Raw genomic sequence first — 16145 nt, 5'->3', positions numbered from 1 at the left:
TAAACGAGAAAGGGGTGAGGATATGTCTTTTGTTCACCTGCAAGTGCACAGCGGTTACAGCCTTTTGAACAGCGCCGCTGCTGTGGAAGAGCTCGTCAAGGAAGCGGATACGCTCGGGTATACGTCTTTGGCGCTCACAGATGACCACGTTATGTACGGTGCCATACAGTTTTATAAAGCATGCAAGGCGCGGGGAATAAAACCGATTATCGGACTGACTGCTTCTGTATTCACAGATGAAAACGAAGTGGAGGCCTGCCCGCTTGTTCTTTTAGCAAAATCGAATACGGGGTATCAAAACCTCCTGAAAATAAGCAGTGTCCTGCAATCCAAATCAAAAGAAGGCTTGAAACAAAAATGGCTGAAAAGCTACAGCGAGGGGATTATTGCGATTACTCCGGGTGAGAAGGGGTATATTGAAACGCTTCTTGAGGCGGGGCTGTATGACAAAGCGGAACAAAGCGCTTTGGAGCTGCAATCTGTCTTTGGGACAGACGCCTTTTATTTAGGCTATCAGCCGTTTAAAGGGAACCAGGCATTATCCGATCACATTCTCCGCCTGTCTGCCGAAACGGGCATTCCGGTGGCGGCGACAGGAGATGTGCATTATATACGGAAAGAAGACAAGACCGCTTACCGCTGCCTGAAAGCGATCAAGGCCGGAGAAAAACTGGCGGACTTGAACCGCGAAGAGACTCCGGACTTGGACTTAAAATCAATAGAAGAAATGAGAATGTTTTATCAAGAACATCCCGAAGCGTTAAGCGCCTCAGTCCAGATTGCGGAACAATGCCATGTTGATGTCAATCTCGGGCAGACGCGCCTGCCGTCATTCCCTGCACCTGACGGTAAACCTGCTGATGAGTACTTGACTGAACTATGTTTCTCAGGGATGAAGGAGCGCTTCAAGTCGCCTGATGAAAGAGTAATCCGCCGCTTGCAATATGAGCTGGACGTGATTAAACGGATGAAGTTTAGTGATTATTTCCTTATTGTGTGGGATTTTATGAAGTATGCTCACGAAAATGGAATCGTAACAGGTCCTGGGCGGGGATCAGCAGCGGGATCTCTTGTCGCTTATGTGCTTTATATCACAAACGTCGATCCGATCAAGCACAATCTGCTGTTTGAACGATTTTTGAACCCTGAACGGGTCAGCATGCCAGATATTGATATCGACTTTCCAGACACGAGAAGAGACGAGATGATTCAATACGTCAAAAATAAATACGGAGCCATGCACGCAGCCCAGATCATTACCTTCGGGACGCTTGCGGCAAAAGCTGCACTCAGGGATGTCGGAAGAGTGTTTGGCGTCAATCCGAAAGAAGCTGATCAGCTTGCTAAACTGATACCTTCAAAGCCGGGAGTGACGCTTGAAGACGCTAGAAAGATGTCCCCTCAGCTGAATCAGCGGCTCAATGAGTCCAGCCTGCTGAGCCAGGTGTTTTCAATTGCGAAGAAAATCGAAGGGCTGCCGAGACATACATCAACCCACGCGGCCGGAGTTGTTTTAAGTGAAGAGCCTCTCACTGATATTGTCCCTCTTCAGGAAGGGCATGAAGGAGTGTACTTAACCCAGTACGCGATGGATCACCTGGAAGATCTGGGTCTTTTAAAAATGGATTTCTTAGGCTTGCGCAATCTTACATTAATCGAATCAATCAAAACCATGATTGAAAAAGAAGAGAAGATCAAAATAGATTTTTCTAGCATTTCTTATGATGATGAAAAAACCTTCTCCCTTTTGTCCAAAGGAGATACGACAGGCGTTTTTCAGCTTGAATCCTCAGGAATGAGAAGTGTGCTGAGGCGCCTGAAGCCGACGGGTCTGGAAGATATCGTTGCAGTCAATGCTCTGTACCGTCCTGGTCCGATGGAAAATATACCACTATTTATAGACCGGAAACACGGCCGCGTGCCTGTCCATTTTCCGCATAACGATTTAAAGGATATTTTAAAAGATACTTACGGCGTCATTGTTTATCAAGAACAGATCATGGTAATTGCCTCCAAAATGGCAGGATTTACTTTAGGAGAAGCAGACCTCCTCAGACGGGCGGTCAGCAAGAAAAAGAAAGATATTCTTGATCGTGAGCGAAGCCATTTTGTTGAAGGGTGCTTAAAAAAGGAGTATTCTGTAGACACTGCAAATGAGGTCTACGATTTGATCGTTAAATTCGCTAATTACGGTTTTAACAGAAGTCACGCTGTGGCATACAGTATGATCGGCTGCCAGCTTGCTTATCTGAAGGCTCATTATCCTTTATATTTCATGTGCGGACTGCTGACGAGCGTCATTGGCAATGAGGATAAAACAGCGCAATATCTTTACGAAGCTAAGGGGAACGGGATCCGTATTCTTCCTCCGTCAGTGAATAGGAGCAGCTTTCCGTTTACAGTTGAAAACGGAGCCGTCAGATACAGTCTTCGTGCCGTAAAAAATGTAGGCGTCTCGGCAGTAAAAGATATCTATAAGGCAAGAAAAGATAAAAAATTTGAAGATCTATTTGATTTCTGCTTCCGCGTGCCGTCAAAAAGTGTGAACCGAAAAACGATAGAAGCTTTAATATTGTCCGGTGCGATGGATGAGTTCGGTCAAAACCGCGCCACTTTGCTGGCATCCATTGACGTAGCCGCAGAGCATGCTGAATTATTTTCCGCAGACGATGACCAGATGGGATTGTTTTTAGAGGAGTCATTTTCCATCAAGCCGAAATATGTAGAGACGGAAGAGTTTCCGCTTGTAGATTTGCTCCAATTTGAAAAAGAAACGCTTGGCATTTATTTTTCAAGCCACCCGCTTTCCGCCCATCGGGACAGATTGTCAGCCCGCGGGGCGGTGCCGATCCTGAAAGCTCAGCAATCCGAAAAAAAACAAATTCTGCTCGGAGCGCTTGTGACAAAAACGAAAACGATTCGGACAAAAACGGGTCAAAATATGTCATTTTTAACATTAAGTGATGAAACCGGCGAGATCGAAGCCGTCGTATTTCCTGAACAATTCAGACAGCTTTCTCCGGTTTTACAAGAAGGCGCACTGCTCTTTACAGCCGGAAAATGCGAGGTAAGGCAAGACAAAAACCAGTTCATCATGTCTAAGGCGTCTTTGTTGGATAATATGAGCAATGAAACGTCCTCCGTCTATATAAAAATAGAGGGCGGGCAGCACAGTCAGGAGCTGCTGGAAAAAATAAAGCAAATTTTGCTGGAGCATATAAAAGGGGAAAACGACGTTTATCTCTACTATGAAAAGCAAAAACAGACGATCAAGCTGCCTGATTCCTTTAGGATAAATGCTGACCATCAGGTGTTATATCGCTTAAAAGAGCTGTTGGGCCATAAAAACGTCGTTTTAAAATAGTGGTAACAAGGAAACTTTTGTTATACAATTGGAACAATTATGTTACTCTATTTAAATATTCTGTGATTTTAACTCCAGAACATTCAACCAGCCAATGCAGCAGAATACGGATCAAAAAATCCCTTTAAGGAGTGTTTAGTAACATGTCGTTAAGAGAAGAAGCATTACATATGCATAAAGTGAACCAGGGAAAATTGGAATCTAAATCTAAAGTGGAAGTCAAAAACGCGAAAGATTTAAGCCTTGCTTATTCCCCTGGAGTAGCTGAACCGTGTAAGGATATATATGATGACAAAAATAAAGTATACGATTATACAATGAAGGGGAACATGGTAGCTGTCGTGACAGACGGAACTGCGGTCCTCGGTCTTGGAAATATCGGGCCAGAAGCAGCGCTTCCTGTCATGGAAGGGAAAGCGGTTTTATTCAAAAGCTTTGCCGGAGTGGACGCGTTCCCGATCGCTCTCGCCACTAATGACGTGGAAAAAATTATTGAAACTGTAAAATTGCTTGAGCCGACTTTTGGCGGTGTCAATCTGGAAGATATCGCAGCGCCGAACTGCTTTATCATCGAAGAGCGTTTGAAAAAAGAAACGAACATTCCAGTTTTCCATGATGACCAGCACGGAACAGCGATTGTAACGGTAGCAGGCCTTGTGAACGCGCTGAAATTGTCCGGAAAATCCTTGTCTTCTATTAAAGTTGTGGCAAACGGAGCAGGAGCTGCGGGCATTGCGATCATTAAGCTTCTTTACCATTTTGGCGTACGCGATATCGTCATGTGCGATTCAAAAGGGGCGATCTACGAAGGACGTCCTAACGGCATGAACGCAGTGAAAAACGAAGTGGCGAAATTCACAAACCAAGACCGAAAAGACGGCTCTTTGAAAGATGTCATCGCGGATGCAGACGTATTTATCGGGGTGTCAGTCGAAGGAGCATTAACGAAAGAAATGGTACAAAGCATGGCAAAAGATCCTGTCATTTTCGCCATGGCAAATCCTAATCCGGAAATTATGCCGGATGACGCACGCGAAGCTGGTGCAAGCGTAATCGGCACAGGACGTTCCGATTTCCCTAACCAAGTCAACAACGTCTTGGCATTCCCGGGAATTTTCCGTGGTGCGCTTGACGTGCGGGCGACTCACATTAACGAAGAGATGAAAATTGCAGCGGTAGAAGCGATTGCCTCTCTTGTATCGGATGAGGAACTCAGCGCTGACTACGTAATTCCAGCTCCGTTTGATAAACGTGTTGCGCCTGCCGTGGCAAAAGCGGTAGCAAAAGCAGCGATGGAAACAGGAGTAGCAAGAATCAGCGTTGATCCCGAGGAAGTAGCTGAAAAGACAAGAAAGCTGACGATTATCGGTGAATAAAGTGATTGATTGAGAAATGGCAGCGCGTTGACAGAATAACAACGCGCTGTTTCTCAGGTTAACCCGCTGCTGAAATTTTTTTGAGGGGAGGTCTTAAAAAAATTTCAGCAGGGTGTAACTAATTTTTCTGAATGCGCTATCAATCTAGTCTCAGCAACGATTTATATTACATATGCCAAGCCCGTAAACATCCTTCTGCTGATAAAAAGTTGTCGAATTGAGGATGACAGCGTTTGACAAAAAAAGTACAATAGTTTCGGTAAAGTATTAGCAAGTCTATCTAATTGGGTGACATGCGGTGAAGAGAACCCTTCACAAAAGGGAGGTAATCATTTGTTAAAGGATATATTCACTAAAAAGAAAAAATATGCTTCTGTACCATCAGAACAAGCAAAACATGATGTTCCGGAAGGCATTATGACAAAATGCCCTAAGTGTAAAAAAATCATGCTCACAAAAGAGCTGGATAAAAATATGCGTGTTTGTATGAACTGCGGATATCATTTTCCGCTGAATGCAAAACAACGTATTGAAAGCCTGATGGATGACGATTCATTTGAAGAGTTCAATCAGGGGATGGCCTCAGAGAATCCTCTCAATTTTCCGGGCTATCTGGAGAAACTGGAAAAGGACCGCGAAAAAACATCCTTGAACGAGGCTGTCGTGACAGGGAAAGGCACAATCAACGGCTCTCCGGTCATCGCTGCGATTATGGATTCTACATTCAGAATGGGCAGCATGGGTTCTGTTGTCGGGGAGAAAATTACACTTGCGGTTGAAAAAGCTAAAGAGGAGAAGGTTCCGTTTATTATTTTCACTGCTTCCGGCGGTGCAAGAATGCAGGAAGGAATCTTGAGTCTTATGCAAATGGCTAAGACAAGCTCTGCTTTAAAACTGTTCAGTGAGGAAAAAGGTCTCATCATTTCTGTCATGACGCATCCGACTACAGGCGGAGTATCTGCAAGTTTCGCCTCTCTCGGCGATTATAATTTTGCCGAGCCGGGCGCGCTGATCGGTTTTGCGGGAAGACGGATCATTGAACAGACAATCGGTGAGAAGCTGCCCGAAGATTTCCAAACGGCTGAGTTTCTGTTGAAACACGGACAGCTGGACGCGGTCATTCATCGCGCCGAGATGAAAGAGACGTTAGGAAGTCTGCTGAATATGCATGAAACAGGAGGTGACATTGAGTGGCTGCAAGATTAGAATTCGAAAAACCGGTGGTAGAACTACAAACAAAAATCGCTGAACTGAAGAAGTTCACCCAAGATTCAGATATGGATCTAAGTGCCGAAATCCAACGGCTCGAGGAGCGTCTGACAAAGCTTCAAGACGATATTTATAAAAACCTGAAGCCTTGGGACAGAGTTCAGATCGCCCGTCTGCCGAATCGCCCGACGACCCTGGATTATATAAAGCATCTGTTTACTGATTTCTTTGAATGCCATGGAGACAGAGCGTACGGAGACGATGAAGCGCTTGTCGGCGGAATTGCCAAGTTTCACGGTCTTCCGGTTACAGTCATCGGCCACCAGCGCGGAAGAGACACAAAAGAAAACCTTGTCCGCAATTTCGGAATGCCTCACCCGGAAGGCTATCGCAAAGCGCTTCGTTTGATGAAGCAGGCTGATAAGTTTAACAGACCAATCATCTGTTTTATTGATACAAAGGGCGCTTATCCGGGAAAAGCCGCTGAAGAAAGAGGACAAAGCGAAGCCATTGCGAGGAATTTGTTTGAAATGGCCGGTCTCAAAGTGCCTGTTATTTGTATCGTCATCGGTGAAGGGGGAAGCGGCGGAGCGCTCGGCCTTGGTGTGGGAAATCATCTGCATATGCTGGAGAACTCCACCTACTCGGTTATTTCACCGGAAGGAGCCGCTGCGCTTTTATGGAAAGACGCAAGCCTTGCCAAAAAAGCCGCTGAAACCATGAAAATCACTGCGCCTGACTTAAAAGAATTAGGTATTATTGATCATATGATAAAAGAAGTAAAAGGCGGAGCGCACCATGATGTGAAGATGCAGGCAGGCTATATTGATGAGACTTTAAAACAATCGTTAAAATCATTGCTTAAGCTGAATGAAGAAGAATTGATTCAGCAGCGTTATGAAAAATATAAGGCGATTGGAAAAGTTTCGGTTGAAGATCAATATATAGGGGTAAACTAAATAAACGTGAAGCCTTTGGCTCACGTTTATTTTTTGTGACATTCCTTAAATTTTATTTAAAAACAGTTTATTTAATTGTATAATAGGTAGGGTTTAGTGGGGAGCTTTAGAGCAGTGCGTGTCCCTTTTCATTGTTTTAGGACAATGAACATGTTATGTTTAATCATATATGGTGCTTGAGGTGAATAAAGGATGAAGCGTATAGGAGTTTTAACGAGTGGCGGGGATTCCCCGGGAATGAACGCAGCAGTGCGCGCGGTTGTCAGAAAAGCAATTTATCATGACGTGGAAGTATACGGCATTTATAATGGCTACTCAGGATTAATCAGCGGAAAAATTGAAAAGCTTGAATTGGGCTCAGTCGGTGATATTATTCATCGAGGCGGAACGAAGCTTTATACGGCAAGATGTCCTGAATTCAAAACAGTTGAGGGCCGTGAAAAAGGAATTGAAAACTTAAAGAAGCTTGGAATTGAAGGGCTTGTTGTCATTGGCGGCGACGGTTCCTACATGGGTGCGAAAAAATTAACGGAACACGGGTTTCCTTGTGTAGGTGTACCGGGTACTATTGATAATGATATCCCGGGAACTGATTTCACAATCGGTTTTGACACGGCCTTAAATACAGTCATTGATGCAATTGATAAGATCCGCGATACCGCGACATCACATGAACGTACATATGTTATAGAAGTGATGGGACGGCATGCAGGCGATATCGCTTTGTGGGCAGGTCTTGCCGGCGGTGCAGAATCCATTTTGATTCCTGAAGCGGATTATGACATGTCTGAGATCCTTGCCAGACTGAAAAGAGGACATGAACGCGGTAAGAAACACAGCATCATCATTGTTGCCGAGGGAGTCGGCAGCGGAGTCGAATTTGGGAAACGCATTGAAGAAGAAACAAATCTTGAAACCAGGGTATCAGTTTTGGGGCATATCCAACGCGGGGGATCGCCGAGCGCATCTGACCGTGTGCTTGCAAGCCGCCTGGGCGCATATGCTGTCGAGCTTCTTCTTGAAGGCAAAGGCGGACGTTGTGTAGGTATACAAAACAATAAGCTTGTAGACCATGATATTATAGAAATATTGGATAAAAAACATACAGTTGAACAAAACATGTATCAACTTTCAAAAGAACTGTCTATCTAATTCGGCAGACGGCTCAAGATTTCAGAAGGAAGTGAACGAATTGAGAAAAACAAAAATAGTTTGTACGATCGGTCCGGCAAGTGAAAGTATTGAAATGCTGACTAACCTAATGGAAGCAGGCATGAACGTAGCACGCCTGAACTTTTCTCACGGAGATTTTGAAGAGCATGGCGCAAGAATCAAAAACATTCGTGAAGCAAGCAAAAAGCTAGGGAAAAATGTCGGGATTCTTCTTGACACAAAAGGTCCGGAAATCCGCACGCGCGAAATGGAAAACGGAGCAATTGAACTAGTTGCGGGAACTGAGCTTACCGTCACAATGGACGAGGTATTGGGCACTCCTGAAAAAATTTCAGTGACTTACGAAGGCCTTGCTGATGATGTTCAAAAAGGATCTACTATTCTTTTGGACGACGGGCTTATCGGTCTTGAAGTTCTTGAAGTGCATGCTGACAAGCGTGAAATTAAAACAAAAGTCCTAAACAGCGGAACGCTGAAAAATAAAAAAGGCGTAAACGTACCGGGTGTCAGTGTCAATCTTCCTGGAATTACGGAAAAAGATGCAAGAGACATCACTTTCGGTATCGAGCAAGGCGTTGATTTTATCGCTGCGTCCTTTGTGCGCCGTTCAACTGACGTGCTCGAAATCCGCGAACTTCTTGAAGAGCACAATGCTGGTGATATTCAAATCATCCCTAAAATCGAAAACCAAGAAGGTGTCGATAACATTGACTCCATTTTGGAAGTCTCTGACGGTTTGATGGTAGCGCGCGGAGATCTCGGCGTTGAAATTCCTGCTGAAGAAGTGCCGCTCGTTCAAAAAGAACTAATCAAAAAATGCAATGCGCTTGGCAAGCCGGTGATCACAGCGACTCAAATGCTTGACAGCATGCAGCGCAATCCTCGTCCGACACGCGCGGAAGCAAGTGACGTGGCAAACGCGATTTTTGACGGAACAGATGCGATTATGCTTTCTGGTGAAACGGCTGCGGGAAGCTATCCTGTCGAAGCAGTTCAAACCATGCACCGCATTGCATCCCGTTCTGAAGAGGCGCTGAATTATAAAGAAATTCTTTCAAAACGCAGAGGGCAAGTGGGTATGACGATTACTGATGCAATCGGGCAATCAGTGGCACATACAGCTATCAACCTTAATGCGGCTGCAATCGTTACGCCGACAGAAAGCGGCCATACTGCGCGGATGATTTCAAAATACCGTCCGCAGGCACCGATTGTCGCGGTGACGGTAAATGAATCAATTTCCAGAAAGCTTGCGCTTGTATTTGGTGTTTTCCCTGAAAGCGGACAAAACGCAACTTCAACTGACCAAATGCTTGATGATGCTGTCCAAAAATCATTGAACAGCGGAATTGTGAAACACGGAGATTTGATTGTCATTACTGCAGGATCTGTCGGTGAATCAGGCACAACCAACTTGATGAAGGTATACACAGTAGGCGATATCATTGCAAAAGGGCAAGGCATCGGACGTAAATCTGCGTATGGTCCTGTTGTTGTTGCGCAAAACGCAAAAGAAGCAGAACAAAAAATGACTGACGGCGCAGTGCTCGTTACAACAAGCACAGACCGTGATATGATTACAGCGCTTGAAAAAGCTTCAGCGCTTATTACAGAAGAAGGCGGCTTGACAAGCCATGCGGCTGTTGTCGGTTTAAGCCTTGGCATTCCGGTTATCGTGGGGCTGGAAAACGCAACTTCTATCTTGGCAGATGGACAGGACATTACGGTTGATGCTGCCCGCGGTGCTGTTTATCAGGGCCGTGCGAGCGTACTCTAAATATGTAAAAGCAGGAGGGGGGTAACTCCCTTCTCTTTTCCTTGTCTGCTGTTTTAAGCGGAATAAATGCGTTTTAAGAGATGTGGGGTGCAGGCGATGAGATTTCTCTTTTTGTTTTTTATTGTGTGTCCGGCAATCGAAATCGGGATTTTTCTGTTTTCCGGTAAGCTGATCGGTATTTTTCCAACTGTTCTGTTGATGATTTTGACGGGGGCCATTGGCGCTATCGTTGCAAAAAAACAGGGAGTTGAGGTGTATTACCGGGTGCAGCGCGAGCTCCAATATGGCAAAATGCCTGGTGAGGCCATTTTAGACGGTCTATGTATTTTCATCGGAGGTTTATTGCTGATGCTTCCGGGCTTTTTGTCAGATCTGGCCGGTGCCTGTCTGCTTATTCCGTTCACCCGCAACTGGTGCAAACCGCTTCTGTTCAAATGGCTGAGAGGAATGTCCAAAAACAAACGGATTATTATTAAATAAACAGCAGCCTGAGTATCCGGGCTGCTGTTTTATTTTTGCCCGGCTGTAATATAGGACCATACCTCTTTTAATGCGCCTGTGGTAAGTAAAGCTTGAATAAAGACGAGGATAGCGGGCCCGGCAATAAGTCCTAAAAATCCAAATAGCTTAAAGCCGGCAAACAAAGCGATTAAGGTTGCCAGAGGATCAATTCCTATGGATTTGCTCAATAACTTCGGTTCAGTCAGCTGCCGCTGTATAAGCACAACAAGATATAAAATCCCAATCCCGATGGCAAGCGGAAGCTGTCCTGTAATAGATAAGTACAAGATCCACGGCACAAACACTGAACCTGTGCCTAAGTACGGCAGAAGATCAACCAGTCCGATTAAAAAAGCGATCGTTGCGGGATGCTCGACTTTTAATATGAAAAGACCGATACATACAATAATCATCGTAAGAAATACAAGGGCTGCCTGTGCCTTAACAAAGCCGGCCATTGCTTTCTTCAGCTCACTTCCGACCGCTTTTCCGTTTGCTGAAATCCGTTCGGGGAGAATCGATAACAGTAATGCTTTCAGCTTGTGCCAATCTTTCGTGATGAAAAAAGTAGCCAAAAGAGAGAAAATAAAAACGGCTGCGGTATTTGGGAGCAATGCGAAGATTTTCGGAATCATTTCAAGGATATGAGACAGAATCAGTCCGGCGTTTTTAGCGGCGGAATCTCCCAGCGCCTGTATCTGAGTCACGATGGAAGCCTGCTGATTTGTTTCCAGCCCGTTAAATAAAACAGTCAGTTCATGATAAAATGGCTGAATATGAGTGGTGAACAGTTTCTCGCAAAACATGATAAAGGTGTTGAGATGAGGAGGGAGCGTCTTTGCGAGATACGCGGTTCCCGACACGATTTCTGCAACAAGCAAAGTCAGCGCCCCGACTGTGATAAGCAGAAAAAAAGCCAGAACAAGAATGACGTTTAATGTTCTAGGCAGACTGGTCAGCCTGTCCAAATATTCTACAAAAGGATGTATGGCTGATGAGAGAATAAGGGCAATCAGGAATGGATAAATTAACGGAAATGAATAATAGACTGCGGCAATAGACCCAGTTGAAATTGTAAAAACAAAAAGAGTCCTGAAGAAAATGGATACATAGGATTGATTCAAAAATGCTCCTCCTCTCGTCAGCACGTCCTATTTTTTATTTTATTCACGATGCATGCGATTATGAATACATTTATCTGCAAAGGAGGAAGCTTAGGCGTGTTTACTCAAGCTAATTTATTCTTAGTATTATTGCTTGCCATTGCACTCATAGCTAAAAATCAATCATTGCTTATTGCTGTATCCGTCCTGATTTTGATCAAAATAGTGGGACTTGACCAAAAATTATTTCCCGCTATTCAATCAAAAGGTATCAATTGGGGGGTAACAGTCATCACTATTGCCGTTCTTGTGCCGATTGCTACAGGAGAGATCGGCTTCAAACAATTGGGAGAGGCAGTACGATCCTATTATGCATGGATTGCCCTTGGAGCGGGAATTGCAGTGGCGCTGATCGCCAAAAACGGTCTTACACTGCTGGAGAATGACCCTCATATTACAACGGCGCTTGTCATCGGGACCATTTTGGCAGTTGCCCTTTTTGGCGGAGTAGCGGTCGGTCCGCTCATCGGAGCAGGCATTGCGTACCTCGCCATGCAAATTGTAAAAATGTTCAGTTCTTAAAAAAAACGGCGGCCTGCCGTTTTTTTTTTGTAGTAAAAGGGAAAAAACAATCAAAAACCCGCAAATAAAGGCACTTTTTGTACGTAAAAACCACGAAAAAGAGAGAAAGAAAAAAAAATTATAGTTAAACATTTAACAAATGTCTGATTATTGTTTATAATAAGAATAGGCTTAAAGTTAATCAAGCTTATAAGATTTAGTTATGGTCTTCCATAAGCAGGGGGTTAATGAATTGTAAACAGTAAAATGTAAGCATTTTCTTTTAGGGAAAAGTGATTACTTTTTACACTTTAAGCAAGCCTCATGTTTCACATTACTCTAAAAGGGGAATTTTTTTGAAAAGGAGAGGTTAATATGACAGCAACACGCGGTCTCGAAGGGGTTGTAGCAACAACATCATCTGTAAGTTCTATTATCGACGATACCCTTACATATGTAGGGTACGATATTGATGACTTAACAGAGAATGCTAGTTTTGAAGAAATTATTTACTTACTTTGGCATTTAAAGCTGCCGAACAAAGAAGAACTCAATGAATTTAAAAAGCAGCTTGCACAGGAAGCTTCCGTTCCGAAAGAAGTTATTGAGCACTTCAAATCTTATTCCCTCGAAAAAGTTCATCCTATGGCTGCTCTCCGGACAGCTGTATCTTTACTCGGTCTGCTCGACGATGAAGCGGATGTTATGAATCCGGATGCCAATTACAGAAAAGCGATACGCCTTCAGGCGAAGGTGCCTGGTTTGGTTGCCGCTTTCTCTAGAATTCGCAAAGGTCTTGAACCGATTGAACCAAAAGAAGATCTGGGGATCGCCGCGAATTTTCTTTACACGTTAAACGGAGAAGATCCTTCGCCGATTGAAGTGGAAGCGTTTAATAAAGCGCTCATTCTCCATGCTGACCATGAACTGAACGCGTCAACGTTCACAGCAAGGGTATGTGTCGCTACGCTATCTGATATTTATTCCGGTATTACGGCAGCAATCGGAGCCTTAAAAGGGCCGCTTCACGGCGGTGCAAATGAAGGCGTTATGAAGATGCTTTCGGAGATCGGAGAAGTGGAAAACGTTGAACCTTACATCCGCGCCAAAATGGAAAAGAAAGAAAAAGTAATGGGATTCGGACACCGTGTATACAAGCATGGAGATCCGCGCGCCAAGCATTTGAAAGAAATGAGCAAGCGATTAACAAACTTAACGGGTGAGAGCAAATGGTATGAGATGTCGATCGCAATTGAAGACATCGTCACATCAGAAAAAAAACTTCCGCCAAATGTTGATTTTTATTCGGCATCGGTTTATCACAGCCTTGGGATTGATCACGATCTCTTCACGCCAATCTTTGCGGTCAGCAGAATGTCCGGATGGCTTGCGCATATTCTTGAGCAATATGACAACAACCGCTTGATCCGTCCGCGCGCAGATTATACGGGCCCTGACAAGCAAAAATTTATTCCGATTAACGAAAGAGCCTAAAGAACCAATGGGGGCTGGCTGGATTTAATGAAGTTAGCCTCTTGTTTGGAACAGTGATCTTGGTTTACAATTTTAATTGAATGTTAAGAAAAATCATTTTGTTTTTTTATATCAGAAAAATAAAATGTTTTCTAAATATGAATTACATACTGGGAGGTAATATTTGTGGCACAAGCTGAAAAAATTACAGTTACTGACGGTGTATTGAATGTACCGAACAATCCGATTATCCCGTTTATCGAAGGTGACGGCATCGGCCCTGATATTTGGAAAGCGGCTTCAAGAGTTCTGGAAGCAGCTGTAGAAAAAGCATATAAAGGCGAAAAGAAAATCACTTGGAAAGAAGTTTATGCAGGTGAAAAAGCATTTAACAAAACGGGTGAATGGCTGCCTAACCAAACGCTTGAAGACATCCGCGAATATTTAATCGCTATTAAAGGCCCGCTTACAACTCCGATCGGCGGCGGAATCCGTTCATTAAACGTAGCGCTCAGACAGGAATTAGACTTGTTTACATGTCTTCGTCCAGTCAGATACTTTAACGGCGTACCTTCGCCTGTTAAGCGCCCTCAAGATACGGATATGGTTATTTTCCGTGAAAATACGGAAGATATCTACGCTGGAATCGAGTACGCAAAAGGCTCTGAAGAAGTGGAAAAATTAATCAACTTCTTAAAAACTGAGCTTGGTGTCAACAAAATCCGTTTCCCTGAAACATCAGGCATCGGTATTAAGCCTGTTTCGGAAGAAGGCACACAGCGTCTTGTAAGAGCGGCCATTCAATATGCAATTGACCAAAACCGCAAATCAGTCACATTGGTCCATAAAGGCAACATCATGAAGTTCACTGAAGGAGCCTTTAAAAACTGGGGCTATGAAGTGGCTGAAAAAGAATTTGGAGATAAAGTCTTTACATGGGCTGAATATGATCGTATTGTAGAACAGGATGGGAAAGATGCAGCAAACAAAGCGCAAAGCGAAGCTGAGGCTGCCGGCAAAATCATTATCAAAGACAGCATTGCTGATATCTTCCTTCAACAAATTTTAACGCGTCCAAGCGAATTTGATGTGGTAGCTACAATGAACTTAAACGGCGACTACATTTCCGATGCACTTGCAGCGCAAGTCGGCGGAATCGGTATCGCACCTGGGGCTAACATCAATTACGAAACAGGACACGCTATTTTCGAAGCAACTCACGGAACGGCGCCTAAATACGCGGGACTTGATAAAGTGAACCCGTCATCTGTTCTTCTTTCAGGCGTGCTTTTACTTGAGCACCTTGGATGGCAGGAAGCTGCTGATCTTGTGGTTCAATCCGTTGAAAAAACAATTGAATCTAAAGTCGTAACTTACGATTTTGCTAGATTAATGGACGGTGCCACAGAAGTGAAGTGCTCGGAATTTGCTGACGAATTAATCAAAAACTTGTCTTAATTCTTAAACTTATAAGTTAAAGGGGAAAAAGCAAATGGCGAACAAGCGTAAAAAAGTATCTGTAATCGGAGCCGGTTTTACCGGTGCAACAACTGCATTTTTGACGGCTCAAAAAGAATTGGCTGATGTTGTATTAGTCGATATTCCGCAATTAGAAAATCCGACTAAAGGAAAAGCGCTTGACATGTTAGAAGCAAGCCCTGTGCAAGGGTTTGATGCAAAAGTTACCGGAACGTCAAACTATGAAGACACTGCCGGATCTGACATTGTAGTCATTACGGCGGGAATTGCCAGAAAACCTGGGATGAGCCGGGATGATCTCGTGTCTACGAATGAGAAAATCATGAGAAGTGTGACGCGTGATATCGTAAAACATTCTCCTGACTGTGTCATTGTCGTTTTGACAAACCCGGTTGATGCAATGACTTACGCCGTGTATAAAGAATCAGGATTCCCGAAAGAACGCGTCATCGGACAATCAGGCGTGCTGGATACTGCAAGATTCAGAACGTTTGTGGCTGAGGAATTGAATCTGTCTGTTAAAGATGTAACGGGATTTGTTCTTGGAGGCCACGGAGATGATATGGTGCCGCTTGTGCGTTATTCTTACGCCGGAGGTATTCCGTTAGAAACACTCATTCCGAAAGATCGGATTGACGCAATCGTAGAACGGACAAGAAAAGGCGGCGGTGAAATCGTCAACCTGCTTGGAAACGGAAGCGCATATTATGCTCCTGCCGCATCACTTGTAGAAATGATTGAAGCAATCTTAAAAGACCAGCGCCGTGTATTGCCGACTATTGCCTATCTCGAAGGAGAATACGGCTATGAAGGCATATACTTAGGTGTTCCGACAATTGTCGGGGGCAACGGCCTTGAACAGATTATTGAATTGGAATTAACAGATTACGAAAAAACACAGTTGAACAAATCTGCTGAATCTGTTAAAAATGTCATGAAAGTTTTATCTTAAGATAATAACAGGGAGGGCTTTGTTACGAAGCCTTCCTGTTTTTATACAAAAATGTAAGCGCTGTCTTTTTTGTGCCATCCTATATGATGTGTTCTTTTCAAAATGATTAAAAAGGCGAATTGTCGAACCGGCTTCCATTCGTTAAAATGAAATCATGAAACGTGTTATGATGACATAAAATAGAGAAATAGGATGTCGGGGAATTTTGATAATGGAGG

General features: G+C 44.0%; 12 protein-coding genes. 11 read left to right on the top strand and 1 reads right to left on the bottom strand.

Annotated features, from left to right (window positions below; translation table 11 throughout):
* Positions 1-22: 22 nt before the first annotated feature.
* The 7 genes from dnaE to AAHT65_RS00210 all read left to right on the top strand — a co-directional run bounded on the left by dnaE (position 23) and on the right by AAHT65_RS00210 (position 10338).
* Positions 23-3364, top strand: coding sequence for a DNA polymerase III subunit alpha (dnaE, locus tag AAHT65_RS00240; protein ID WP_343310804.1), 3342 nt, complete (start codon positions 23-25; stop codon positions 3362-3364).
* A 143-nt stretch (positions 3365-3507) separates the two neighbouring features.
* Entirely contained in the window at positions 3508-4740 is a 1233-nt protein-coding gene (maeB, locus tag AAHT65_RS00235; protein WP_013390620.1) for an NADP-dependent malic enzyme, read from the top strand.
* A gap of 333 nt (positions 4741-5073) precedes the next feature.
* Positions 5074-5946, top strand: coding sequence for an acetyl-CoA carboxylase, carboxyltransferase subunit beta (accD, locus tag AAHT65_RS00230; protein ID WP_003325102.1), 873 nt, complete (start codon positions 5074-5076; stop codon positions 5944-5946).
* Positions 5931-6908: an acetyl-CoA carboxylase carboxyl transferase subunit alpha gene (gene accA / locus AAHT65_RS00225; RefSeq protein ID WP_003325104.1), complete on the top strand. Its 978-nt coding sequence runs from the start codon at positions 5931-5933 to the stop codon at positions 6906-6908. The genes accD and accA overlap by 16 nt, the downstream gene beginning before the upstream one ends.
* A gap of 192 nt (positions 6909-7100) precedes the next feature.
* Positions 7101-8060, top strand: a complete 960-nt coding sequence (pfkA, locus tag AAHT65_RS00220) for a 6-phosphofructokinase (RefSeq protein ID WP_088117740.1) — start codon at positions 7101-7103, stop codon at positions 8058-8060.
* Positions 8061-8100: 40 nt separating this feature from the next.
* Positions 8101-9858: a pyruvate kinase gene (gene pyk / locus AAHT65_RS00215; protein WP_106046859.1), complete on the top strand. Its 1758-nt coding sequence runs from the start codon at positions 8101-8103 to the stop codon at positions 9856-9858.
* Between the two features lie 96 nt (positions 9859-9954).
* Positions 9955-10338: an FxsA family protein gene (locus AAHT65_RS00210; protein WP_343310803.1), complete on the top strand. Its 384-nt coding sequence runs from the start codon at positions 9955-9957 to the stop codon at positions 10336-10338.
* 29 nt (positions 10339-10367) lie between these two features.
* Here AAHT65_RS00210 and ytvI read toward each other — a convergent pair whose 3' ends face one another.
* Positions 10368-11483, bottom strand: coding sequence for a sporulation integral membrane protein YtvI (gene ytvI, locus AAHT65_RS00205; RefSeq protein ID WP_063637195.1), 1116 nt, complete (start codon positions 11481-11483; stop codon positions 10368-10370).
* Positions 11484-11579: 96 nt separating this feature from the next.
* On the opposite strand from ytvI, the gene AAHT65_RS00200 reads away from it, so the two are divergent.
* The 4 genes from AAHT65_RS00200 (at position 11580) to mdh (ending at position 15927) form a co-directional block, all read left to right on the top strand.
* Positions 11580-12044, top strand: a complete 465-nt coding sequence (locus AAHT65_RS00200) for a DUF441 domain-containing protein (protein WP_003325109.1) — start codon at positions 11580-11582, stop codon at positions 12042-12044.
* Positions 12045-12398: 354 nt separating this feature from the next.
* Positions 12399-13517 (top strand): citrate synthase, encoded by a 1119-nt coding sequence (gene citZ / locus AAHT65_RS00195; RefSeq protein WP_003325110.1) that lies wholly within the window; start codon positions 12399-12401, stop codon positions 13515-13517.
* 165 nt (positions 13518-13682) lie between these two features.
* Positions 13683-14954: an NADP-dependent isocitrate dehydrogenase gene (gene icd, locus AAHT65_RS00190; protein ID WP_003325111.1), complete on the top strand. Its 1272-nt coding sequence runs from the start codon at positions 13683-13685 to the stop codon at positions 14952-14954.
* Between the two features lie 34 nt (positions 14955-14988).
* Positions 14989-15927 (top strand): malate dehydrogenase, encoded by a 939-nt coding sequence (gene mdh, locus AAHT65_RS00185; RefSeq protein ID WP_003325113.1) that lies wholly within the window; start codon positions 14989-14991, stop codon positions 15925-15927.
* Positions 15928-16145: the final 218 nt, after the last annotated feature.

Source organism: Bacillus atrophaeus (assembly GCF_039519175.1).
Classification (GTDB): domain Bacteria; phylum Bacillota; class Bacilli; order Bacillales; family Bacillaceae; genus Bacillus; species Bacillus atrophaeus.
Note: the sequence above shows the minus strand (reverse complement) of the source record. Positions and strands in the feature narration are given on the sequence as shown.

Bases quoted from the DNA above. Each gene is read 5' to 3' on its own strand.
- pfkA (WP_088117740.1), top strand. From the start codon at position 7,101: ATGAAGCGTATAGGAGTTTTAACGAGTGGCGGGGATTCCCCGGGAATG.
- mdh (WP_003325113.1), top strand. From the start codon at position 14,989: ATGGCGAACAAGCGTAAAAAAGTATCTGTAATCGGAGCCGGTTTTACC.
- AAHT65_RS00210 (WP_343310803.1), top strand. From the start codon at position 9,955: ATGAGATTTCTCTTTTTGTTTTTTATTGTGTGTCCGGCAATCGAAATC.
- citZ (WP_003325110.1), top strand. From the start codon at position 12,399: ATGACAGCAACACGCGGTCTCGAAGGGGTTGTAGCAACAACATCATCT.
- maeB (WP_013390620.1), top strand. From the start codon at position 3,508: ATGTCGTTAAGAGAAGAAGCATTACATATGCATAAAGTGAACCAGGGA.
- dnaE (WP_343310804.1), top strand. From the start codon at position 23: ATGTCTTTTGTTCACCTGCAAGTGCACAGCGGTTACAGCCTTTTGAAC.